The sequence below is a fragment of the Bacteroidia bacterium genome (assembly GCA_037045145.1).
Classification (GTDB): Bacteria; Bacteroidota; Bacteroidia; order AKYH767-A; family OLB10; genus OLB10.
The window spans coordinates 983,652-1,008,318 of the sequence record JBAOIA010000011.1 but is presented as its reverse complement, the minus strand read 5'-3'; the positions used below and the strand labels follow the sequence as shown (position 1 = coordinate 1,008,318).

Annotated in this window: 10 protein-coding genes; 5 read left to right on the top strand and 5 right to left on the bottom strand. The window is 40.5% G+C overall.

Annotation, left to right across the window (positions count from 1 at the left end; translation table 11 throughout):
* Positions 1 to 75: 75 nt before the first annotated feature.
* Positions 76 to 2,913, top strand: a complete 2,838-nt coding sequence (gene uvrA, locus V9G42_05450) for an excinuclease ABC subunit UvrA (protein MEI2758866.1) — start codon at positions 76 to 78, stop codon at positions 2,911 to 2,913.
* A 17-nt stretch (positions 2,914 to 2,930) separates the two neighbouring features.
* On the opposite strand, the gene prmC is transcribed toward uvrA, so the two are convergent.
* Positions 2,931 to 3,794, bottom strand: coding sequence for a peptide chain release factor N(5)-glutamine methyltransferase (gene prmC, locus V9G42_05445; protein MEI2758865.1), 864 nt, complete (start codon positions 3,792 to 3,794; stop codon positions 2,931 to 2,933).
* Positions 3,795 to 3,823: 29 nt separating this feature from the next.
* Between prmC and ribD the strand changes: the two genes are divergently transcribed.
* Genes ribD through V9G42_05430 form a run of 3 tightly spaced genes read left to right on the top strand, consistent with a single transcriptional unit; the run spans position 3,824 to position 6,330 of the window.
* Positions 3,824 to 4,855, top strand: coding sequence for a bifunctional diaminohydroxyphosphoribosylaminopyrimidine deaminase/5-amino-6-(5-phosphoribosylamino)uracil reductase RibD (ribD, locus tag V9G42_05440; protein MEI2758864.1), 1,032 nt, complete (start codon positions 3,824 to 3,826; stop codon positions 4,853 to 4,855).
* Positions 4,852 to 5,712 (top strand): hypothetical protein, encoded by an 861-nt coding sequence (locus V9G42_05435; GenBank protein MEI2758863.1) that lies wholly within the window; start codon positions 4,852 to 4,854, stop codon positions 5,710 to 5,712. Before ribD ends, V9G42_05435 begins: the two co-directional genes overlap by 4 nt.
* Positions 5,713 to 6,330 (top strand): YigZ family protein, encoded by a 618-nt coding sequence (locus V9G42_05430; protein MEI2758862.1) that lies wholly within the window; start codon positions 5,713 to 5,715, stop codon positions 6,328 to 6,330.
* Between the two features lie 2 nt (positions 6,331 to 6,332).
* On the opposite strand, the gene V9G42_05425 is transcribed toward V9G42_05430, so the two are convergent.
* A complete protein-coding gene (locus V9G42_05425; GenBank protein MEI2758861.1) occupies positions 6,333 to 7,466 on the bottom strand; it encodes a class I SAM-dependent RNA methyltransferase in 1,134 nt (377 codons plus the stop codon).
* 148 nt (positions 7,467 to 7,614) lie between these two features.
* On the opposite strand from V9G42_05425, the gene V9G42_05420 reads away from it, so the two are divergent.
* Positions 7,615 to 8,505: a transglutaminase-like domain-containing protein gene (locus V9G42_05420; protein ID MEI2758860.1), complete on the top strand. Its 891-nt coding sequence runs from the start codon at positions 7,615 to 7,617 to the stop codon at positions 8,503 to 8,505.
* Between the two features lie 324 nt (positions 8,506 to 8,829).
* Here V9G42_05420 and V9G42_05415 read toward each other — a convergent pair whose 3' ends face one another.
* The 3 genes from V9G42_05415 to V9G42_05405 all read right to left on the bottom strand — a co-directional run bounded on the left by V9G42_05415 (position 8,830) and on the right by V9G42_05405 (position 24,233).
* The gene (locus tag V9G42_05415; GenBank protein MEI2758859.1) at positions 8,830 to 12,906 is read right to left on the bottom strand and encodes a GEVED domain-containing protein; all 4,077 of its coding nucleotides are present in this window, start codon (positions 12,904 to 12,906) and stop codon (positions 8,830 to 8,832) included.
* A gap of 124 nt (positions 12,907 to 13,030) precedes the next feature.
* Positions 13,031 to 16,249 carry a GEVED domain-containing protein gene (locus V9G42_05410; protein ID MEI2758858.1) on the bottom strand — a complete coding sequence of 1,073 codons (3,219 nt, stop codon included), beginning with the start codon at positions 16,247 to 16,249 and terminating at the stop codon, positions 13,031 to 13,033.
* Between the two features lie 442 nt (positions 16,250 to 16,691).
* Positions 16,692 to 24,233, bottom strand: coding sequence for a GEVED domain-containing protein (locus V9G42_05405; GenBank protein MEI2758857.1), 7,542 nt, complete (start codon positions 24,231 to 24,233; stop codon positions 16,692 to 16,694).
* Positions 24,234 to 24,667: the final 434 nt, after the last annotated feature.

Genomic DNA, 24,667 nt, shown 5'->3' with positions numbered 1-24,667 from the left:
AAAACATCGCCTTCATTTTTATTAACAAGTCCAAATAAAAGCATGCAATAGGTTAACTTTGCAGGTTATTACTATATGCAAACAGAGCACGAGAGCATTGAAATTTACGGAGCACGGGAACATAATCTCAAAAATATAGACCTCGTATTACCACGTGAAAAGCTGATTGTCTTTACAGGACTCAGTGGCAGTGGTAAGTCGTCATTGGCATTCGACACCATTTATGCCGAAGGACAAAGGCGCTATATGGAAAGTTTCAGTGCCTATGCACGCCAATTCCTTGGCAGCCTGGAGCGACCCGATGTAGATAAAATAAACGGCCTCTCTCCTGTTATCAGCATTGAACAAAAAACCACCAATCAAAATCCACGCTCAACAGTAGGAACAGTTACTGAAATTTATGATTTCATGCGTTTGCTTTTTGCCCGTGCCGGTGAGGCCTTCTCCTACATGACAGGTGAAAAAATGGTAAGGCTTAGCGATGATCAGATTGTAGAAATTATTCTTCGGGATTTTGATAAGAAAAATATTATTGTGCTTGCTCCTGTTGTTAAAGCCCGTAAAGGTCATTACCGCGAGCTGTTTGAACAAATCAGAGTATCAGGTTTTATTCGCGTGCGAATTGATGGTGTGATAACTGAAATAAAAAAAGGCATGCAAACCGACCGCTACAAAACTCATGACATAGAAATTGTAGTGGATAAAATTGAAGTTAACGAAACAGCAACAAAAAGAATCTATGACACCGTGAAAACGGCCATGCGTTTTGGCAAGAACACATTGATGATTATTGCTGACGATCAAAAAAGAGTTCGTTTTTTCAGTCGTAATCTGATGTGTCCTACATCAGGAATCTCATACGATGAACCTGCACCAAACACATTTTCTTTTAACTCTCCTTATGGTGCCTGCCCGCGATGTAATGGGCTTGGCACAATACCTGAAGCCGATTTGTCCTCCATCATCCCCGACAATAAAATTTCCATTCGCAAAGGAGGAATTTTACCTTTGGGTGAATACAAAAACAATTGGATATTCGGAGAACTGGAATATATTGGCAGGAGGTTTGGCTTCAACCTGAACACACCAATTCATGAAATTCCGCATGAAGCACTGAACATAATTTTATACGGTACAGATGATGTTTCTCTCAATGCAACTCCGGGAAGCAGTCATGGAATAACGTTTGAAGGCATTGTAAACTTTATCGTCAATCAGATGGAAGAGAATGCAACGTATTCCATCAAAAAGTGGGCGTTGAATTTTATGCAAACCATTACATGCCCCGAATGTGAAGGAGCACGACTTAAAAAAGAGTCGCTTGCATTTAAACTCAACAATAAAAATATTGCCGAACTTTCATTGATGGACCTTGGTGAATTGCAGCAATGGTTTCAGCAACTACCTGCTTCACTAAATGAAAAACAAAATATCATTGCCACAGAAGTTCTTAAAGAAATTGTTAAACGTTTAGGTTTTCTGCTTGATGTCGGACTTGATTACATTACCTTAAACCGTAGCACAAGAAGTTTATCAGGTGGAGAATCGCAACGTATTCGTTTGGCAACACAAATTGGTTCTCAGTTGGTGGGTGTGCTATATATTCTTGATGAGCCCTCTATAGGACTGCATCAACGTGATAATGAACGATTGATAAAAGCATTGAAAGAACTTCGCGACATAGGCAATACAGTCATTGTTGTTGAGCATGACAGAGAAACCATTGAAGCAGCAGATTATGTGGTTGACCTTGGTCCCGGTGCGGGTATTAACGGTGGTGAAATTGTCGCAGTAGGCAAACCCGAAGAATTAAAATTTCAGCAATCGCTTACAGCGAATTATATGAGCGGTGGCATTAAAATGCCTTCTTCAAAAAGCAGAAAAGGAAACGGAAAAAAATTAACTATCACAGGTGCTAAAGGAAACAATCTTAAAAATGTGACTGCTCATTTTCCATTAGGAACATTAATTTGTGTGACAGGTGTTTCGGGAAGTGGCAAATCAACATTGGTCAATGAAACTATTTATCCTGCATTGAACAAACATTTTTATAACAGTACACAAAAACCATTGCCTTATGAAAAGATAAATGGTTTGAATTATATTGATAAAGTTATAGAAATTGACCAATCGCCAATTGGCAGGACACCACGCAGCAATCCTGCTACCTATACAGGAGTATTCACTGATATAAGAAATTTATTTGCACAATTACCCGAAGCAAAAATCAGAGGCTATGCTCCGGGCGTTTTTTCTTTCAATGTTAGTGGTGGCCGATGTGATACTTGTTTGGGAGCCGGCTTGAAAATTATTCACATGAACTTTTTGCCCGATGTGCATGTTCATTGCGAGACTTGTAATGGCAAACGCTACAAACGCGAAATACTTGAAGTTCGTTATCGTGGTAAATCTATCAGTGATGTACTTAACCTGAGTATTCATGAAGCAGTTGATTTTTTCAGTAACATTCCTGCCATTTTACATAAAATCAAAACCTTGCAGGACGTTGGATTGGGCTACATAACATTAGGACAATCATCTACTACCCTGTCCGGTGGTGAGGCACAAAGGGTGAAATTAGCATCGGAACTTTCAAAAAAAGATACAGGCAACACTTTTTATATTCTTGATGAACCAACAACAGGCCTGCATTTTGAAGATGTAAGAATTTTACTTCTGGTTTTGCAACAGTTAGTTGACAAAGGCAATACGGTTGTGGTAATAGAACATAATATGGATATTATTAAAGCTGCCGATAACATTATTGATCTTGGTCCGGAAGGCGGCATGAAAGGTGGAAATATTGTTGCAGAAGGCACACCTCTTCAAATCAGTAAAAATACTAACAGCATTACAGGAACTTTTCTGAAAAAAGAAATGGAATGGCATCTTAAAGTTGGTGCAGAAATCTGATTTTTCTTTTAACCTAATCACTGCACTTTTAAAAAACGCTCCTTACCTGAAATATCTTTTAGAATTTCAACTTTCGTAAAACCTTTTTCTTTAAAACACTTTGCTGTCTGACTGGCATAAGCTGGATTCAGCTCCAAAAAAATATAGCCATTCTTATTCAATATTTTCTTTGCCAGTGAAGCTATTTCAATATAAAATTCAAGTGGATTTTCATTTACAAATAAAGCCGTATGCGGCTCCCACTTCAAAACATGGGGAAGCATTTGAGCAGCTTCCTGCTGAGTAATGTAAGGTGGATTAGAAACAATTAAATCAACTTTCGATTGCAATGTCTCAGTACCCGAATCAAATACCGATTCATTAATGAATACAACCGATGCCCCCAACGCTGAAGCATTCTCCCTTGCAACATTTAATGCCGCTGCCGAAATATCTGTTGCTTTCACCAGCGCTTTTGGAAATAATAATGACAACTCAATAGCTATACACCCGGAACCTGTACCTACTTCAATAATTGAACCGACACAAGCTGATTTCAGCTGATGCTTGATAAGCAAAACTAACTCCTCTGTTTCCGGACGTGGAATAAGTACACTTGAGTTAACCTTATAAATGTGATTACAGAACCATGCCTGGCCTAATATATACTGTATTGGTTCGTTATTACGCAGCCGCTCCAGACATTGACGAAGTAAGGTTTTCTGTGACTCATTAACTTTTTCACTTTTGCGTGTTTTGTAGTCTAAACCAAAAACATGTTCCATAACCAATCTGGTTATAGCCAAACTTTCGCCTTTATCATAGACTAGTTCGACCTCTGCCTGAAAAACATTACTGATTTCTTTTAGTGACACTGTTGCAAAACTAAATAAACGTATCATTTATTATAATTTTGCAACAACAAATGATTATGACCTTTCACGAAACAATAATGAATCGTTGTCTTGAAATAGCCAACAACGCTTTTGGGCAAACTACGCCCAACCCAATGGTGGGCTGTGTTCTTGTTTTCGAAAATAAAATTATTGGCGAGGGTTATCATCAACAGGCAGGAGAAGCACATGCAGAAATTAATGCTATAAACAGTGTAGAAAACAAAAATCTTATTCCACTGTCAACACTTTATGTTTCATTAGAGCCCTGTTCGCATTATGGCAAAACACCACCTTGTTGTGAGCGAATTGTTCAGGAAGGAATTAAGAAAGTTGTTGTTGGCACAATAGATACCTATGCAGATGTAAATGGTAAAGGCATAAGTTTTCTTCAACAAAATAATGTTGAAGTTGTTGCGCCATTGTTAAATGATGCATGTCGTACATTAAACAGGCGTTTCTTTACCTTTCACGAAAAACATAGGCCTTATATCATTTTAAAATGGGCACAAAGTGCAGATGGCTTTATAGCACCTGAAAATGCCCAACAACAATACGCTATTAGTAATACATTTAGCAAAACACTATCTCATAAATGGCGGACAGAAGAACAAGCTATATTGGTTGGGACAAAAACTGCTATCGTTGATAATCCGCAACTGAATGCCAGACTTTGGAAAGGCAAGAATCCAATAAGAATTGTCATTGACAAAAACTTAGATGTTCCCACATCACATCATTTGCTTGATGGTTCTGTTAAAACAATTTTAATAAATCAGAAAAAAGAAACCATAGAAAACAACATTGATTATGTAAAACTCAACTTTCAGGAAAATCCGGCAACTCAAATTCTGAAAGTATTATATCAATTTAAAATTCAATCCGTAATAATTGAAGGTGGAGCACAAACGCTACAATATTTTATTCAAAGCAATTTATGGGACGAAGCCAGAGTGTTTAGTGCTGCCAAATCATTAATTCGTGGAATTAAAGCACCTGAAATTTCGATTTCACATTCAAAAATCACAACTATTGAAGACGATACTTTAAAACTATTTTACAACGTATGACAGTTACCGTTTTCATGGCAGTTCTGTTTACCTCATCACTCTTTGTCATACTTAAACTATTCGATCGCTTTAAAATCAGCAACATTCATGGACTAACATTTAATTATTTTACGGCAGGTATTTGTTATACAGTGTATTCCAAACAAACCTTCAGTTCAATTTCCGGATTTGCAGCAAGTTATTTTCCATATTTTTTTCTGAGTGGGAGTTTATTTATTGGCGTATTTTATCTCACTGCTTTATCTTCACAAAAAAATGGCGTTGCATCAACAACCATAGCCAGTAAAATGTCATTAGTAATTCCAACACTACTGGCTGTTTACTTATATGATGAAACTTTTTCTATACAGAAAACAACAGGGCTGTTAATGGCATTAGCTGCAGTTTATCTGTCAGCAAGAGGGAGCAACAATAAATCTTCAGTGTCAGGATGGACATTACCTTTATTGGTATTTGCAGGTGCAGGCTTGGTTGATGCTTCAATCAAATATACACAAAATGTTTTTACCGACAATGAAGGTAGAAGCAGCTACTTCTCATTAGTATTTTTCTCTGCAGCAGTAATTGGAAGCTGCATTCTTTTATTCAGCAAAAACAAATCTTCAGCAGGCAACAAATTTAGCAATATCATTGCAGGAATTATTTTAGGTATCTTTAATTTTATTTCTCTTTATTATATGATTGCAGCACTTCAGGAGTTTCATGCGGACAGTGGTAAAGCATTTATTTTAATCAACTCCGGTGTTGTGTTGTTAAACTTTTTACTCTCCATTATTTTATTTCATGAAAACAAAAATAAACAAAGCTGGTTTGGTGTTATACTGGCAGTAGTAGCAATCATTATTTTGTCGCACTAAATGTTTGAAACAAGTTATAAAACTATTGTTGGTCACTCCGAAGGTATTTTCAGAGATAAAGGCAGCAGATTTTTGGCTTTTGCTTATTATGTTGAGAAGGAAAATGAATGTAAATCTATTCTAGAACAAGCAAAAAAAGAACATCCTAAAGCCAATCATCATTGTTATGCTTATCGTTTAGGCGCATATAAAAACATTTTTCGCTGGAATGACGACAGAGAGCCTTCCAACACTGCAGGTCGCCCTATTTACGGAGTTATTCAATCCAATGATTTAACAAATATTCTGATTATTGTGGTGCGTTATTTTGGCGGTACATTACTTGGTGTTCCCGGCCTGATACAAGCATACAGAAGTGCGGCAGAAGCAGCAATTGAACAAAACACTATTATTGAAAAAGAAATTGAAGAAGAGTTCGAGCTTCAAATGGCTTTTGAAGATATGGCAGAGGTACTGAAAATAGTCAAACAACATAAAGCAACATTCAATCAAACATCTACTGCAGACACTTTAACGTTACTGGTAAAAGTAAAAAAAACTTTTTCAGACCATTTTTTAAAAGCAATAACCGGAAATTATCTGCTGAAAGCTAAAGTTAAGATAAAAGCTATCTCCTGATTTTAATACAAATCATATTTCAGCAAGCGACACTCAATTGTTCCATTGTAGAAGGGTATGCGCGCTGAAGTTCGTAGGCCTACTTTCTTTGCCAGAGTTAAATCACCTGTAAAGATAAAACCTGTTTTTCCCTTACATTTCTGTTTAAAAAAATCTCCAATTGACTGATACAATGCCGCAAGATCCATATTCTCCCCTAGCCTTTCGCCATAAGGCGGATTAATTACAATAACACCTTTACCTTCAGGAATTTTGGTTTCAGTAAAATCACATTTTGTCATTTCAATAAAAGCGTCAACACCGGCACGTTCTGCATTTTCTCGTGTTGCCTTTATTGCATAACCATTATTATCAGATGCTATGATTTCTGGCATGTTGTCAAAATTACTTTTCAATATAAGTTCACTGCGAAGTGACTCAAATTTTTTCTTATTAAAATCGAACAAGTGCATGTATCCAAAATTCGATCTTGCCAATAAAGGCAATCTATTTCCTGCCATCAAGGCTGCTTCAATTGCAAAGGTGCCGCTACCACACATAGGGTTAATAAATGTACTTTTCTTATCCCATCCTGTTGCTTTGATAATTGCTGCGGCCAGATTTTCCTGTACCGGTGCCTTAAAAGGATTCTGACGGTAGCCATGCTTGTTTAACTGTTCACCGGAAGTGTCGAGATATACCCATGCTTTATTCTCTTGCCAATGAAGATGAATTACCACTTCACTACGCAATGGGCCTGAATCGGGTCGTATATTATAATGACTTTGAAAAAAATCAACCACAGCATCTTTACAAAGCTGATTCAAAAACATGCTGTTGTTAATAGATGGATGATTTGTTTGTGAGGTAATGGTAATGTACTTTTTTTCTGAAAAAAAATCAGACCACCGGATGCGGCTAAGTTTATTATATAGTTGTTTCTGGTCTGTTGCAGTAAATTTATCAACTAACCAAAGTACTCTGCTGGCTGTAGTGAGTTGAAAGTTTAGCTCCATGCACCGTTCGAAGGCTGCTTTAATAAACACACCTGTATAATTTTCATCAAAAGGTTTGTACCCTAAGTCATCCAATTCCTGTTTTATCCATGGGACAACATGTGGCGCACAACTGATAAAAAATGTTTCCTGACCCTTCATCGAAAAATTAATTTGCCACAAAGGTATGTTTTAGTATAATCATCATTGAAAAAGTTTAACAAATGATACTAAAATATGCTGTTTACAATATTAAAATTTTCATTCCAGCGTTGTAATATTATCTTCGATCTGACTTAACTTTGCACTGATGACAGAAAATCAAAAACCAAACGATCAAGAGTTGCTTGCCATGATTAGTCTTCTTGATGATGAAGATGAAACGATCTATGAATCACTTCTGAGTCATTTTTTGGAAATAGGCAAACCTGTCATTCCATTATTAGAAGAAAAGTGGAGTCAATCACTCGATGCCTTGTTACAATCTCGAATTGAAAACATTGTACATAAAATACAGTTTGAATCTGTAAAATCAGAACTAGCAAACTGGAAAGCACACAATAAAAATAATTTACTTGATGGTTTAATAGCTGTTGCGCGTTATCAATATCCCGACTTAGACGAAGATTCTATCAGAACATTTTTTAGTGATGCAAGAAGACGCGTTTGGGACAATCTTCAACCTACCGATACCCCTTTAGAACAAGTCAGAATTCTGAATCAGGTTCTTTTTGTTGAATTTGGTTTCAATGGCAATACAGCCAATTTCCATTCACCTCAAAACTCTTTTATCAATACAGTTATTGAAAGCAAAAGAGGCAATCCAATTTTATTATGTGCTATTTATTCAATCGTTGCACAGGATCTCGATGTTCCTGTTTATGGTGTAAATCTACCTGAACATTTTGTATTATGTTATCAAACATTATATAAAGATAAATTTGCCGAATATGCTTTTCCGGAAGAAAATATTTTATTTTTTATCAATGCTTTCAGCAGAGGTTCTGTATTCGGTAAGGACGAAATTGAACTTTATCTGCGAAAACTGAAACTTCAGCCTGATAAAAAGTTTATAACACCCTGCAGTAATACAGATATCATAAGGCGTATTTTACACAACTTAAATTTCTCATTTAACAAATCGGGTCTGACTGAGAAATCCGATGAAATAGAAATTTTACTTGCATTGTTGGAAATATAAAAACCACTTCCTGTCTGATGGGAGCAGTCTATTTAAATAAACCATGTTTACATTACACCAATTCAATTACAACATATTTTTTTCAATAACTCCTTGCGCATTTGCGAAGTGCTGAATCACTGAGCCATATTCGCTGTATTGTTTCCGGCTTATTAAAAATCCCATAAATATCATAAAAAGTCGTAGCAGCTATAAAAGTCAGTACAGCTGAATCATCTATAGTTGCCCCTACTATTTTTATTCTATCATTCATCATTTAATTATAGGGCAAAAATAAGGGGCAGTGCTTTCGCACTGCCCCTTATTAATTTATTTAACCAAAATTTACTCCACTACCACTCTCACCTGATTGTTGCTGCCATTGGTTTGTACATTCAACATGTACGCGCCTTTAGCTACCTTACTCAGGTCTAATTGTAGTGTATTCTGTCCTGCTACATTGGCATGTGTCTGTGTCATTACTACGCGACCACTCAGGTCAAGCACTGTTACCTGTGCATTGCCTTTCTCTGCTGTGTATTCTACATTCAACACGCCTGCCGTTGGGTTTGGATATACATTAAGCCTATTGGCTGATGCCAACTCGCCTTCCTTACATCCTATGGTCACCGCAAATGCTTTTGATCCTGTTCCGCAGCCATTGCTTGCATTCACTACCACTGAGCCATTGCCTGTGCCCCAATCTAAGGTCAGTGCATTTGAATTTCCTCCACCTGCTACATACGTTGCTGTTGGTGACGATGGATAGCCCCATGACAATGTATAAGAGCCTGTGGTGTTACCGATGTCTGCTGTAAACTCTATACCCTGCGTATTGGCACACCAGCTCGCTGGTATGGCCGTCAAGCCTATTGGTGAGTTTGGTGAGCCCTTCAATGGAATACAACGTGCTGCACTTGTTCCACAACTGTTGCTCGCTGTTACACATAACTGACCTGTGGTCAATGCGCCATAGGTAACATTCACCGAACTGTTGCCATTGCCACTGATACTGCCTGGCGCTGTCCAGTTATAGGTAACGCCCGGACTTGATGGAACCGTGTAGTTAACACTCTGATTACACAATCCATTGGTGATACCACTGATGCTTGTCGGTACTGAAGGAAGACCCTGAGCTACCGTTCTGCACTTAGGCGCTGAGGTTACTCCGCAGATACTTGTCACACTTACACAGATGTTGCCTCCATGCGTAAACGTTGGACCAAAAGTGGCTGTGATGCTGTTCGTTGTTGAGCTGCCGGTAACGCCTGCCGGTAATGTCCAGTTGTAGCTTGCTGCTCCTGTACATGGTGTTATACTAAAGGTCTGTACTTCGTTTGGACATGATGATAATGGCCCGGTAATGGCATTCAACGCTGATGCTGACTTGCTTATGTACATACACTTATACGCTGTGGTATAACATGGTGTCTTTGCTGCTACGCATAAGTTACCGCCATTCCAGCCCGGTCCAAAGAACACTACTACTGAGGTGCCACTGGGTACTACTGTAGCATTGCCTGTTATCATCCACTGATAACCTGTGGCATCTGTCACCGGGGCTATCGTATAGGTGCCGTTGGTATTTGCACACATTGTCGTTGCTCCTGTAATCTCCTTAGGTGTGCTTATCTGATATCTCACCTTCTGGATTTTACGAAGTGAGGCTCCGCAACCATTGGCTGCCTGAACGCCTATACTCACAAACGATGAGGTTGATGAACTGAACGTTATCTGTACACTTGGTGTGGTCGTTGTATAGGGCGACTGGTTCATTGGATTACCATTAAAGAAGGTGCCGAATGGACCATCCCAGATATACTTCGTTGCGCCTGCTACTGCAGGTATGCTCAGATTCGCTGTTGTTCCGGGACATGCATAAGCTGGCATTCCTATTATCGTTGGCGTTACTACCACCGACTGTGATGGAGGTGCTGTGCTTATTGCTGTCAGGTTGCCTACTATTTGAGCCTGGCAGCCATTGCCGTCACTTACATAAACCGTGGTTGCTCCTGTTGCCAGGTTACCCATCACTCCTGTTGAATTGAAGTTTATAAAGTCTGAGGTATAGCCATAGGGGGCCAAGCCTCCTGCAGCAGATGTGTATAATATTCCATCACTACCGCCTGCACAACTTACATTCACCAGAGAATCTATTGTTAATGTTGGATTGTCATTTACATTTAAGCTCGTGCTTGCGCTTGCTGTACAACCATACTGATTGGTGACAATTACATTATATGTTCCGCTGTATGTAGCATTTGGACTGCTGATTGATGGATACTGAAGAGGACTTGTAAATGAATTTGGTCCTGTCCAGGAATAGGTGTTGCCAGTTAACTGACCCGGATCTACGTTGTCTGCTGACAGGAAGATGTCATTACCCAAACAAATATCGCCTCCAGAGCCTGCTACAGGAACTGGTGATGGTGATACGCTAAATGACCATACATTACAAGAGCTTCCGCCACCTGAAATTTGTGGTACTACCATCCAATAATAAATAGGTGCTCCACCGGATACGTCTGCATTATATGTTAATCCAACCTGGTTGGTTGAAACCATTGTTGTTGGAGGATTGGTTGTTCCAAAAAATACATTATATCCTGTTGCACCGGATAATGCAGGCCAGCTAAGGGTAATGTTGCCTGTAACTGCATCGGCACAACCACTGCCTGCATCGGCAGGATAGGTAGGTGCCATTACACATGTAGAAGGAGAAATATTTACTGTATAATCTTCTACTTCACCATAAGTAACAATACCGCATGGTGCTAAAGTTCCGGTATACGCCATTCTCACGCGCATGCGGGTATTGCCTGTTAAAGCACTACCGGGGATTGTGATATTACCTGTGAAAGGTACACCACTGGCACCACCTGATAAGATAAACTGCTCAGCAGGAACCTCAAATGTGCCATTCTGATTAAAGTCAATCCATATTGCAGCCTGATCACCACCAAAATAATTTGGAGTTAATACTGATGCCACATACGTATCACCTATAATCAAATTGGTAGAAATCGCTGTAAAGTCAGTGTATTGCGTTCCAGAAGGCTGGCAAGTGCTTGTATTATTGATAGTGTTGAGAGTAACATTACCGATATACTCATCGCCACTTGAACAACCCGCAGTAGTTGCACCTGCAACACAATAGCAACTGGCTATTGGATTCATGGTTACCTGTACAGGTGTTGAGGTAGCACTTTGTCCGCTAAGGGTACAGGTTACTATACACTGATACCATGTAGTAGCACTTTGTGTAGTTGTATAAGAAGGTAATGTTCCTCCGGTACTTGTCCAGGTTACACCATCGGGTGATGATTGCCAATCGAATGTAATGCCTGTGGCTACAACATTGTTTTGTAGAGAAAGTGTAAAATTTTGTCCTGAACAAACAGAAGCTTGATCGGACAAGGTATTTCCGGGGGAAGGTGTGCCTGTACAGTTGGTAAGAGGAATAACGTTTATTGTATAATCCTCTGCTTCACCATAACCTGCAGAACCTAAGTCACCACATGGCGTAGGAGAAGTTGAGAGCCAGTTACCCACGATACGCATTCTGTAATTGCCCGCAGGTTGGCTTAATAGCACAGAGATAGTTCCTGAACCACTACTTACATAGCTTCCAGCATTATATACTTGCTCACCTGCATCTAAGAAGCTTCCATTTTGATTCCAGTCTATCCAGATTCCTACACCTTCTGTAGGTACTACTGTATAACTAAAATTCACACTACTACCTTGAAGTTGCGACACCACTTGAGCTGTATTATTTACATATCCTTGGCCACCTGTACTCGTATTATTAATATTAGTTACACCACCTGTGGTAGTAAAATTGGTAATACCATAAGTCGCGCTTGTAGAAGTAGGTGTACAATAGCAATTATTGGGTAGATTTTGCAATACCTGCACTGGAGTAGTAGTAATTGATAACCCACTATTGGTACATGTTACAACACATTGATACCAGGTAGTGACTGACTGTGTTGCAGAGTATGTAGGTAAGGTTCCGGAGGTGTTGGTATAAGTAACACCATCTGTAGAAGACTGCCACTGATAAGTGATGCCTGACAGAGCGTACGTTGTTGATATAGTTAAGTTAATCGGAACACCTACACAAGCTGATGGTGCAGAAGATATTGTATTACCTGCTGCCGGTGTACCGCTACATGGTGCCGGTGATTGAATGTTAATGGTATAATCTTCTGTTTCGCCCGAACCAAAGTTTTGTGTACATGCATCAGCAGCTGTCATATTAACAGTACGTTGGCGGATACGCATTCCCGTATTACCATCTAAAGCAGTAACGGGAATAAGTAATGATATGCTATTGGTCAATACTCCTGTAGTGGTAGATGATATCTGAGTATATTCACTGACATCAAAGGTGCCGCTATGGTCATAGTCTATCCACAAGCCTGTCCATGCACCGGTACCGGATGCTACTCTTGTAAACGTATAGGTACTTCCTTTAAGAACATTTGTTGTTGCTGATTGGAAAGAATATGCGGGTAATGCACAACCTGCAGCAGCTGTATTGTTACTTAAGCGTATTTAAATCAATCTCATTAATACAAGGTGTACTAGATGAATGTAAACTTGTTGTACAGTAGCAATTATAAAATGGGTTTAACAATACCTGCACTGGTGTTGAAGTGGTTGATAATCCACCATTAGTACAAGTAACCACACATTGATACCATGTAGTAGCTGAAAAACCTGTAACGTTATAGGTCTGACTTGTAATACCTGTTGAAGTATAAGTTATTCCATCAGGCGAACTCTGCCAGTCGAAAGTTAAACCACCGTCTGTATAGAAAGGGTTGGTACCTAAACTTACGTTACCACCGGGGCAAACGCTGGCCACTGAAGCTGTGGTAACTGACGAGGAAGGAGTGCCGGAGCAAGAGTTTGGAATCAATATAGTAATGGTATAATCTTCTGTTTCGCCCCAGGTACGGTTAGTACATGCATCGGCAGATGTCCAGGCTGTTGTTCCCTGCCAGTCGCTTCTTACTCGCATTCCGGTGTTTCCACTTAAGGCTGTTATAGGTATTGTAAATGTTCCACTGCCTGTGCCACCGCTTGGAATATTTCCATTAATCAAGGTATATTCTGTTGTTTCGAATATTCCGTTTTGATTATAGTCTATCCAAATAGCTACCTGAGTGTTGCTGCCGGAAATACATCCTGCAGTCATAGTATAGGGTACACCCGGAACCAAACTTGCAGTAGTGCTTCCTGATGCAGGGAATGAATTATATGTTCCTGTACATCCACCTGTAACATTGTTTAAGGTAGTAGTTGCAATGGCAACACTACTCAATGAGTTGATTGCACAACTGCCACCAAGTCCTGTTGTACAATAACAATTGTAGAATGGACTCATAGTAACCTGAACAGGTGTTGAGGTAGCACTTTGTCCACTGTTGGTACAAGTTACAATGCACTGATACCATGTAGCAGCACTTTGTGTAGTTGTATAAGAAGGTAATGTACCTCCGGTACTTGTCCAAGTTACACCATCCGGTGATGACTGCCAATCGAATGTAATGCCTGCGCCTACCACACTGTTTTGTAATGATAAATTAATATTTTGTCCGATACAAGCCGTAGCTGGATTGGACAAGGTATTGCCGGGTGCAGGTGTGCCTGAGCAGTTGCTAAGAGGAATAACCGTAAACGTATAATCTTCTGCTTCACCATAACCTGCAGAACCTAAGTCACCACATGGTGTAGGAGAAGTTGAGAGCCAGTTACCCACGATACGCATTCTGTAATTGCCCGCAGGCTGGCTTAATGACACAGAGATAGTTCCTGAACCACTACTTACATAAGATCCACCTGAGCTATATACTTGCTCACCTGCATCTAAGAAGCTTCCATTTTGATTCCAGTCTATCCAGATTCCTACACCTTCTGTAGGTACTACTGTATAGCTAAAGTTCACACTACTACCTTGAAGTTGCGACACCACTTGAGCTGTATTATCTACATATCCCTGACCACCAGGGCTCGTATTATTGATATTAGCTATACCACTTGTGGTAGTTAAATTAGTAATACCATAAGTAGCGCTGGTAGAAGTAGGTGTACAGTAGCACGCATTAACAGGATTTACAGCTATGCTTATATTGTTACTGGTAGCACTCAAGCCACTATTACTACAAGTAATCACATACTGATACATAGTAGGCACCGAAATGCCGGCTGCTACATTATAGCTTGTGCTGGTAGCACCGCTGATAGGCGACCAAGTGCTTCCTCCATCAGTAGAGGAATACCACTGACCACTGATGCCTGTACCTACAGTAGCACCCGAAGTGCTTACCGTAAAGGCAATACTCGGACATATACTTGCAGGGCCAGATGCCGTGCCGGCAACCGGAGCACCGCTACAAGCTGAAGTGGCTACTACATTGATTAAATAATCTTCGGTTTCGCCCCATGTATAAGTACCACAAGGAACAACAACAGATGGTGTACTGGTTTCAACAAAAACCACACGCATAGCGGTATTGCCGGGTACGGCACTCAAAGGTACAGTAACAGAGCCGGTAACGGTGCGTGCACCCGAGCCAGAAGTAGATACATAAACCTCTTCACCGGCATCGGTAAACAAACCGTTCTGATTCCAGTCTATAAATACTTTAGCGGTATTTGGGTAGCTGCCTCCGCAAGTACCCAAACCTAAAGAAAGCGGTACTACATCGCCTTGCATTACGCTAGGTGCTGCAGGTGCGCCTACACCACTCCTATAGTTGCTGTACATATTGAGCACAGAGCCAGGACCCGTACCAGTAGTAGAGCAGGTAGAAGTATTGTTCAACGAACCGAAAGTAACGTTTAATATATCTTCATCTGCTGTACTCGTAGCAGTGGAAGTACAATAGCAATTGTAAAACGGATTGGTTGTTACCTGTAAAGGGTTAGATGTAGTAGTCTGTCCACTGTTGGTACAGGTAACTATACATTGATACCAGGTGTCCACTGATTGAGTTAAGGCATATGATGCGCTTGTAGCACCACTAATATTTGTATAAGTAATATTATCAGGAGATGATTGCCACTGATAGGTTACTCCACTTCCATTTGATGGATTTTGTAACCCTAATGTGAAAGAAGAACTTGGACATACAGGATTAACATTTGCCGTTGTATTTCCAGGTGTTGGTGTGCCAGTACATGGTACTGCTGGAATAAATGAAATATATCCTACGAGGCCTCGTGGTGTATTAGTTGGTGAAGATAATGTTCCACCATAACCGTAACTTGCACAAGAATTCAAATCAACTCCTGCTCCGGTAAATGAACAAGTACCACTCACTGTTGAGTATCTAAGACTTCCTGCAGTAGTTGTAAATGGAGGTAGCCCTGCTCCTGTTGCTAATTGTAAAGCAAGTCGCACTTGTGTCATTGCCGGAATCGTATAACTCATACCTGTTATAAAAGGCGAAGCCGTACTACCGGTTCCAGAAGTATTTGCAGGAAGAGATAAACTGCTGTTCGAAGCTACTACACTCCAACCATTTGCAGCAGTGATTGCTCCGGCTGCACCTGGAGCTACATTATAGGTGGCCGCCTTGGCATACAAATAGCAAGTGTAAGTTGATGTTACTCCCGCATGACTACCGATATCAGTCATTATGATAGCATAAGGATTGTTGTTCTGCACACTAAATACCACAACTGATGAACCGTTGTTGTTAGCAAACGTAGTAGTAATAGTTGTTTGCGCCTGTGCGCTCGTTGTCCACATTCCCACCAGGAACATGAAACAAATCATCCATCTCCAACAAGAGAAAGAATGTACTCTGTTTTTGTAATTTGTTTTTAACATGATATTTGATTTTGGTTAAACTAATTGATTTTTATTCTCTACATTAAATACTAAAACCGTGTGCAGATAAGCACTAAAAAGCTGCAAAAAATAGTCGTTAAAATGCATTTATTTCTGTTCGGTTTTGGTAATTCGACTTCAAATTTAATTGTAGAAATTTAATTTTAAAAGTTTTTTAATCAGTTTTTTTCGTGTTTTAAATGAATATTTAATATCAATAGATTATTATCTAAAAAATAATAAAATACTTATAGAATATTATCTAAGAACCCGAAACACGCTTTTAAAAAATCGAATAAAAAAAGCGAGGTAGTCTTGAATAAAGACTACCTCGCTTTTTTAAATTTAAATTAACTTGCTACTACTCCACTACCACTCTCACCTGATTGTTGCTGCCATTGGTTTGTACATTCAGCATGTACGCGCCTTTAGCTACCTTACTCAGGTCTAATTGTAGTGTATTCTGTCCTGTTACATTGGCTTGTGTCTGTGTCATTACTACACGGCCACTCAAATCAAGCACTGTTACCTGTGCATTGCCTTTCTCTGCTGTGTATTCTACATTCAACACGCCTGCCGTTGGGTTTGGATATACATTAAGCCTATTGGCTGATGCCAACTCGCCTTCCTTACATCCTATGGTCACCGCAAATGCTTTTGATCCTGTTCCGCAGCCATTGCTTGCATTCACTACCACTGAGCCATTGCCTGTGCCCCAATCTAAGGTCAGTGCATTTGAATTTCCTCCACCTGCTACATACGTTGCTGTTGGTGACGATGGATAGCCCCATGACAATGTGTACGAGCCTGTGGTGTTACCGATGTCTGCTGTAAACTCTATACCCTGCGTATTGGCACACCAGCTCGCTGGTATGGCCGTCAAGCCTATTGGTGAGTTTGGTGAGCCCTTCAATGGAATACAACGTGCTGCACTTGTTCCACAACTGTTGCTCGCTGTTACACATAACTGACCTGTGGTCAATGCGCCATAGGTAACATTCACCGAACTGTTGCCATTGCCACTGATACTGCCTGGCGCTGTCCAGTTATAGGTAACGCCCGGACTTGATGGAACCGTGTAGTTAACACTCTGATTACACAATCCATTGGTGATACCACTGATGCTTGTCGGTACTGAAGGAAGACCCTGAGCTACCGTTCTGCACTTAGGCGCTGAGGTTACTCCGCAGATACTTGTCACACTTACACAGATGTTGCCTCCATGCGTAAACGTTGGCCCAAAAGTGGCTGTGATGCTGTTCGTTGTTGAGTTGCCGGTAACGCCTGCCGGTAATGTCCAGTTGTAGCTTGCTGCTCCTGTACATGGTGTTATACTAAAGGTCTGTACTTCGTTTGGACATGATGATAATGGCCCGGTAATGGCATTCAACGCTGATGCTGACTTGCTTATGTACATACACTTATACGCTGTGGTATAACATGGTGTCTTTGCTGCTACGCATAAGTTACCGCCATTCCAGCCAGGTCCAAAGAACACTACCACTGAGGTACCACTGGGTACTACTGTAGCATTACCTGTTATCATCCACTGATAACCTGTGGCATCTGTCACCGGGGCTATCGTATAGGTGCCGTTGGTATTTGCACACATTGTCGTTGCTCCTGTAATCTCCTTGGGTGTGCTTATCTGATATCTCACCTTCTGGATTTTACGAAGTGAGGCTCCGCAACCATTGGCTGCCTGAACGCCTATACTCACAAACGATGAGGTTGATGAACTGAACGTTATCTGTACACTTGGTGTGGTCGTTGTATAGGGCGACTGGTTCATTGGATTACCATTAAAGTAGGTGCCGAATGGACCATCCCAGATATACTTCGTTGCGCCTGCTACTGCAGGTATGCTCAGATTCGCTGTTGTTCCGGGACATGCATAAGCTGGCATTCCTATTATCGTTGGCGTTACTACCACCGACTGTGATGGAGGTGCTGTGCTTATTGCTGTCAGGTTGCCTACTATTTGAGCCTGGCAGCCATTGCCGTCACTTACATAAACCGTGGTTGCTCCTGTTGCCAGGTTGCCCATCACTCCTGTTGAGTTGAAGTTTATAAAGTCTGAGGTATAGCCATATGGGGCCAAGCCTCCTGCAGCAGATGTGTATAATATTCCATCACTACCGCCTGCACAACTTACATTCACCAGAGAATCTATTGTTAATGTTGGATTGTCATTTACATTTAAGCTCGTGCTTGCACTTGCTGTACAACCATACTGATTCGTTACTATCACTGTATATGTTCCGCTGTATGTAGCATTTGGACTGCTGATTGATGGATACTGAAGAGAACTTGTAAATGAATTTGGTCCTGTCCAGGAATAGGTGTTGCCAGTTAACTGACCCGGATCTACGTTGTCTGCTGACAGGAAGATGTCATTACCCAAACAAACATCGCCTCCAGAGCCTGCTACAGGAACTGGTGATGGTGATACGCTAAATGACCAAACGTTACAAGAGCTTCCGCCACCTGAAATTTGAGGTACTATCATCCAGTAATATGTATTTCCACTAACTACATTGGCATCATAGGTCAGACCTATCTGATTAAATGAAACCATCGTGACTGGCGGATTGACTGTTCCGAAATACACATCGTAACCTGTTGCGCCTAATAAGGCTGGCCAGCTAAGGGTAATGTTACCTGTAACTGCATCGGCACAACCACTGCCTGCATCGGCAGGATAGGTAGGTGCCATTACACATGTAGGAGGAGAAATATTTACTGTATAATCTTCTACTTCACCATAAGTAACAATACCGCATGGTGCTAAAGTTCCAGAATACGCCATTCTCACGCGCATGCGGGTATTGCCTGTTAAAGCACTACCGGGGATTGTGATATTACCTGTGAAAGGTACACCGCTGGCACCACCTGATAAGATAAACTGCTCTGCAGGAACTTCAAATGTGCCATTCTGATTAAAGTCAATCCATATTGCAGCCTGATCACCGCTAAAATAATTTGGAGTTAATACTGATGCCACATACGTATCACCTATTTTCAAATTGGTAGAAATCGCTGTAAAATCAGTGTATTGCGTGCCAGAAGGCTGGCAAGTGCTTGTATTATTGATAGTGTTGAGAGTAACATTACCGATATACTCATCGCCACTTGAACAACCCGCAGTAGTTGCACCTGCAACACAATAGCAACTGGCTATTGGATTCATGGTTACCTGTACAGGTGTAGAAGTTGCTGTGGCTCCGCCAAACGTACATGTCACTACGCACTGATACCATGAAGCAACAGTTTGTGTTGCAGTAAAGGTATTTGCGTTAGTGCCTACGTTTGTCCAGGGACCACCGGCACCTGCTGTAGAAACCTGCCATTGATAAATTAAACCAATTTCAACAGAGTTGTTCTGTAAACTCAGGTTTATGTTTTCACTTGGACAAGTGCTGGTTACAGACGAAATGGTGTTGCCCGGAGCAGGAGTGCTGCAATTGGGTGCTGCAGTGATATCAATCAGATAATCTTCTACTTCACCACTAACAGAGTTGTCAGAACATGAATTAATTGCTACTTGAACATTACCTGTTCTAACACGCATCAGATGTTGTCCAACTGTTGCTGTAAGAGGAATAGTAATATTTCCGGTCAGTGCATTAGCTAATGTTGTTGCACCTGCTACACTGGATAACACCAATTCACCGGCATCATCAAAGCTGCCATTGTCATTGTAGTCAATCCACACACCATACCATTGATAGTATGATCCTGGATTATTAGGTGCTGATGCAGAAAACGCATAAGTGTTTCCTTGCTGTGCAGTAGCCACCTGTGATGGGAAGAAGCTATAGAATGGTGTCGTATAAGGCACTGGAGAGAAACATCCACTGGTATTGTTAATACCTGCAAATGTTACATTGTCAATGTACAATCCAAGTGCGCATCCATTACTACCGGTTGTGGGGTTGGTGCAGTAACAGGCAGTTGTTGAACTCACCAAAACAGGAGTAGAAATTCCTGTATTACCACTACATGTCACCAGACAACGATAGTACGTTGTTGTAGTTTGCGTTGCAGTTTGTGTTGCAGCTGTACCCAAATTAACCGGAGTAGTAAATGCAACATCTGCTGATGATTGCCATTGATAAGTTACCCCTAATCCCGGAGTAGTGTTTTGCAGACTCAGGTTGATTGTTGTTGAAGAACAAACAAGTGCTTTATCAGATAAAGTAGCACCTGGGGTTGGTGTTCCACTGCATGGTGGAGCAGGATTAATTAATATATTATAATCTTCAACCTCTCCCAAATAACCATCATCAGAACAAGAATTCGCATCAATATTTGTATTTAATGGATTTGTTGATCTTACTCTCATTCTGTGGGTACCTAAAGGTGCTGTATTAGGAATAACAATTGTACCGGTAGTATAGTTGGTAGCTGAACTGATAAAACCTGAAGTATAAACCATCTCACCTGCATCATCAAAACTTCCGTTATCGTTAAAGTCTATATAAACTTTATACAACTGGAAAGAAGCACCACCCGCTGTAGCAGAAATGGTAATCGGATAACTGCCTGTTCTGTTCACTGTAGCAGTTTGTGATGAATAGTAATTGTAATAAGGAGGAGTGTTATCGCAGACTGTTGAATTATTAATACCGGCAAAAGTTACATTGCCAATATAATTGTAATAAACACACATGTCATAACCTGAATTATAGCTATAATAAGGTGTGGTGCAATAACACACTGTCTGATTCACTAAAAGAGGAGTAGAATTTCCTGACAGACCGGAATTTGTACAGGTTACAGCTACCATATAGTAAGTGGCAGCAGACTGATTCACTGTCATTGTAGGAGTTGTTACTCCGGTTGATGTCCAGGTAACTCCATCAGGTGATGTCAGCCAGTTAAATGTTAATCCCAAATCTGTCATTAAATTTTGAGTACTTAGTGTAATCGCATCAATAAAACATGCAGGATTACCTGAAGAAACTGTTGCACCAGGAGCTGGAGTTCCACTACATGGGTTTGGATTGACAAGATTAATCACATAATCTTCTGTTTCTCCTGAGCCAAAGTTTTGTGTACATGCATCAGCAGCTGTCATATCAACAGTACGTTGACGGATACGCATACCCGTGTTACCACTTAAAGCAGACATAGGAATGGTAAGCGAAATACTGTTGGTAAGGGCTCCTGTTGAGGTATTTGACACCTCAGTATATTCACTGGCATCAAAGGTACCGCTATGGTCATAGTCAATCCACAAGCCTGTCCACGCTCCTGTACCTGATGCAACTCTCGTAAACGTATAAGTACTTCCTTTAAGTACATTTGTTGTTGCTGATTGGAAAGAATATGCGGGTAATGCACAACCTGCAGCAGCTGTATTGTTACTTAAGGTATTTAAATCAATCTCATTAATACATGGTGTACTAAATGTATGTAAGTTAGCTGTACAATAACAATTGTAAAATGGATTGAGTGAAACCTGCACAGGTGTTGAGGTAGTTGACAACCCACTATTGGTACAAGTAACCACACACTGATACCATGTGGTAGCAGTAAAACCTGATACCGGATAGCTCTGTGTTATTATACCTGTAGAAGAATAAGTAATTCCGTCAGGAGAGCTTTGCCAGTCGAAGGTAAGTCCTGCATCAGAATAATATGGACTGGTGTTTAATGTAAAGCTGCCACTAGGACAAACATTTGTTGACGAAGATGTTGTTACAGATGCTGCTGGAGTACCTGTACAACCTGACGCAACAGTTACATTAATCAGATAATCTTCTGTTTCACCATAGCCATAGGTACCACAAGGGTTAATACTTAAAGCTGAAGTGGTCTCAACATTAACCACACGCATAAGCGTAACACCGGTAGCGGCAGTCAATGGAACAATCACTGTTCCGGTTTCTGTATGTGGGCCACTGGTATAAGTTGGCGAAACATATACTTCTTCACCAACATCAGTCAATAAACCATTCTGATTCCAGTCAATAAAAATTTTAACCATGTTATTGTAGTTGCTACCGCAAGTACCCACCTGAATAGAAAATGGCACTGCATTGCCTTGCACCACAATAGGTGTTGCAGGGGCACCGGGGCCACTGGTATAATTACTATACATGTTTAAAGTAGAGCCGGGTCCTCCACCTGTTGTAGCACAGGTAGAAGAGTTATTTAATGCGCCAAAAGTTACATTAAGAATATCTTCATCACCTGTGGAGGTGGCACTTGATGTACAATAGCATGTCAGGAATGAATTTTGTAATACCTGAACCGGTGTTGAGGTAGCACTTTGTCCACTGTAGGTACATGTTACAATGCACTGATACCATGTAGCAGCACTTTGTGTAGTTGTATAAGAAGGTAATGTACCTCCTGTACTTGTCCAGGTTACACCATCCGGTGATGACTGCCAATCGAATGTAATGCCTGCGCCTACCACACTGTTTTGTAATGATAAATTAATATTTTGTCCGATACAAGCCGTAGCTGGATTGGACAAGGTATTGCCGGGTGCAGGTGTGCCTGAGCAGTTGCTAAGAGGAATAACCGTAAACGTATAATCTTCTGCTTCACCATAACCCGCAGAACCTAAGTCACCACATGGCGTAGGAGAAGTTGAGAGCCAGTTACCCACGATACGCATTCTGTAATTGCCCGCAGGTTGGCTTAATAGCACAGAGATAGTTCCTGAACCACTACTTACATAGCTTCCAGCATTATATACTTGCTCACCTGCATCTAAGAAGCTTCCATTTTGATTCCAGTCTATCCAGATTCCTACACCTTCTGTAGGTACTACTGTATAACTAAAATTCACACTACTACCTTGAAGTTGCGACACCACTTGAGCTGTATTATTTACATATCCCTGACCACCAGTACTCGTATTATTAATATTAGTTACACCACCTGTGGTAGTAAAATTGGTAATACCATAAGTAGCGCTTGTAGAAGTAGGTGTACAATAGCAATTAATAGGGAGATTTTGTAATACCTGTACAGGTGCAGAAGTAGCACTTAGTCCGCTGTTGGTACAGGTAACTATACATTGATAGTAAGTAGCTGTGGATTGGGTGACACTTTGAGAAGGAGCGCTGGTACCGAAGTTAGTCCATGTGCTGCCATCAGGTGATGACTGCCACTGATAGGTGATACCACTACCTGAAACGATATTTTGAAGTGATAAGTTAAAAGAAGTAGTTGCACAAACAGGGCTTGCACTGGAAAGTGTGTTACCCGGTGCAGGAGTGCCTGAGCAAGGTGATCCTGCTGTAGCATTAATACCTAAATAGGGTTTGGTAGTTAATGTGCTATTGGTTGCTACCGAACACTGGCTGCCACAACCATCACAACGTTTAAAACGGCTGCCACTGGTTACGCCAGTTTTTGCCTGAACGCCTCCATAAGGACTGCTGTATGGGTTAGAGCCTGTACAAATATCAATCAACAGGTTGCTTGAACCATCCCAAATAAATGGCACATCCAAGGTAATCATGTTCCATCCAACAGTGGGTACATAGGTAAATGCGTTCTTAACGGTCGTCAATGCCGAAGCATCATGTGCAGCCGAATTAGATGCTGTAGTAGTTCCCATGCGCATGGTGTAGGCAGATAAAGTGCCCGGTGCCTCTGTCACATTCCAGCCTATATCTGTAATTGTCATACCACTACTTAGACCGGCTGCCGAAAGCTCTGCAGCAGTGTAAACAACCTGATAACGCAGAAAATTATAAAAATCATCTATAGGATCAGAGCCTGTCCCATTGGTGTTGCCTGCCGTACCTCCTGTAGGTACTACAGTATAAGTTTGCGCCTGTGCGCCCGTTGTCCACATTCCTACCAGGAACATGAAACACAAAATCCAACTCCAGAAAGAAGCCGATTTCGGTTTACTGTTGTACTGTGTTTTTGTCATGATAATTTGATTTTTGGTTTTTATTATTTGAGTGAGTTAAATATCTTTTTTTCCTTCGCTTAAATCAGTTAAAAAAATGTGCGTAAAATCAGCGTAAAAAATGAAGGTAAATGGTTAAAAGGCATATATAATTTTCGCTTTATTTTTGTTTGGAAATAAGGTTTTCGGTTTCAATATTATTCATCTTATTTTAATTATCCAAATTTTTTTTGATGCCAAATTTTTTAATTAATTATTCACTTTCGCCTATCTTATTGATTATTAACTATTAAAAATTTTTTAGGCTAGATAATATTTTTTATTTTTTACAAAAAATATTTTTCCCTCAATGCCTAATCATTTAGCGTCTGCCGGTCTTTTTTATAAAATCCAACCCATTATCATTTTAAAAATTATGGCATAAAAAAAGCAGTGGGGGGAGGTAAACTCCACCC

Excerpts from the sequence above, each read along its gene's own strand:
- uvrA (MEI2758866.1), top strand. The coding sequence starts at position 76 with ATGCAAACAGAGCACGAGAGCATTGAAATTTACGGAGCACGGGAACAT.
- prmC (MEI2758865.1), bottom strand. The coding sequence starts at position 3,794 with ATGATACGTTTATTTAGTTTTGCAACAGTGTCACTAAAAGAAATCAGT.
- ribD (MEI2758864.1), top strand. The coding sequence starts at position 3,824 with ATGACCTTTCACGAAACAATAATGAATCGTTGTCTTGAAATAGCCAAC.
- V9G42_05435 (MEI2758863.1), top strand. The coding sequence starts at position 4,852 with ATGACAGTTACCGTTTTCATGGCAGTTCTGTTTACCTCATCACTCTTT.
- V9G42_05430 (MEI2758862.1), top strand. The coding sequence starts at position 5,713 with ATGTTTGAAACAAGTTATAAAACTATTGTTGGTCACTCCGAAGGTATT.
- V9G42_05425 (MEI2758861.1), bottom strand. The coding sequence starts at position 7,466 with ATGAAGGGTCAGGAAACATTTTTTATCAGTTGTGCGCCACATGTTGTC.
- V9G42_05420 (MEI2758860.1), top strand. The coding sequence starts at position 7,615 with ATGACAGAAAATCAAAAACCAAACGATCAAGAGTTGCTTGCCATGATT.
- V9G42_05410 (MEI2758858.1), bottom strand. The coding sequence starts at position 16,249 with ATGTGGACAACGAGCGCACAGGCGCAAACAACTATTACTACTACGTTT.
- V9G42_05405 (MEI2758857.1), bottom strand. The coding sequence starts at position 24,233 with ATGACAAAAACACAGTACAACAGTAAACCGAAATCGGCTTCTTTCTGG.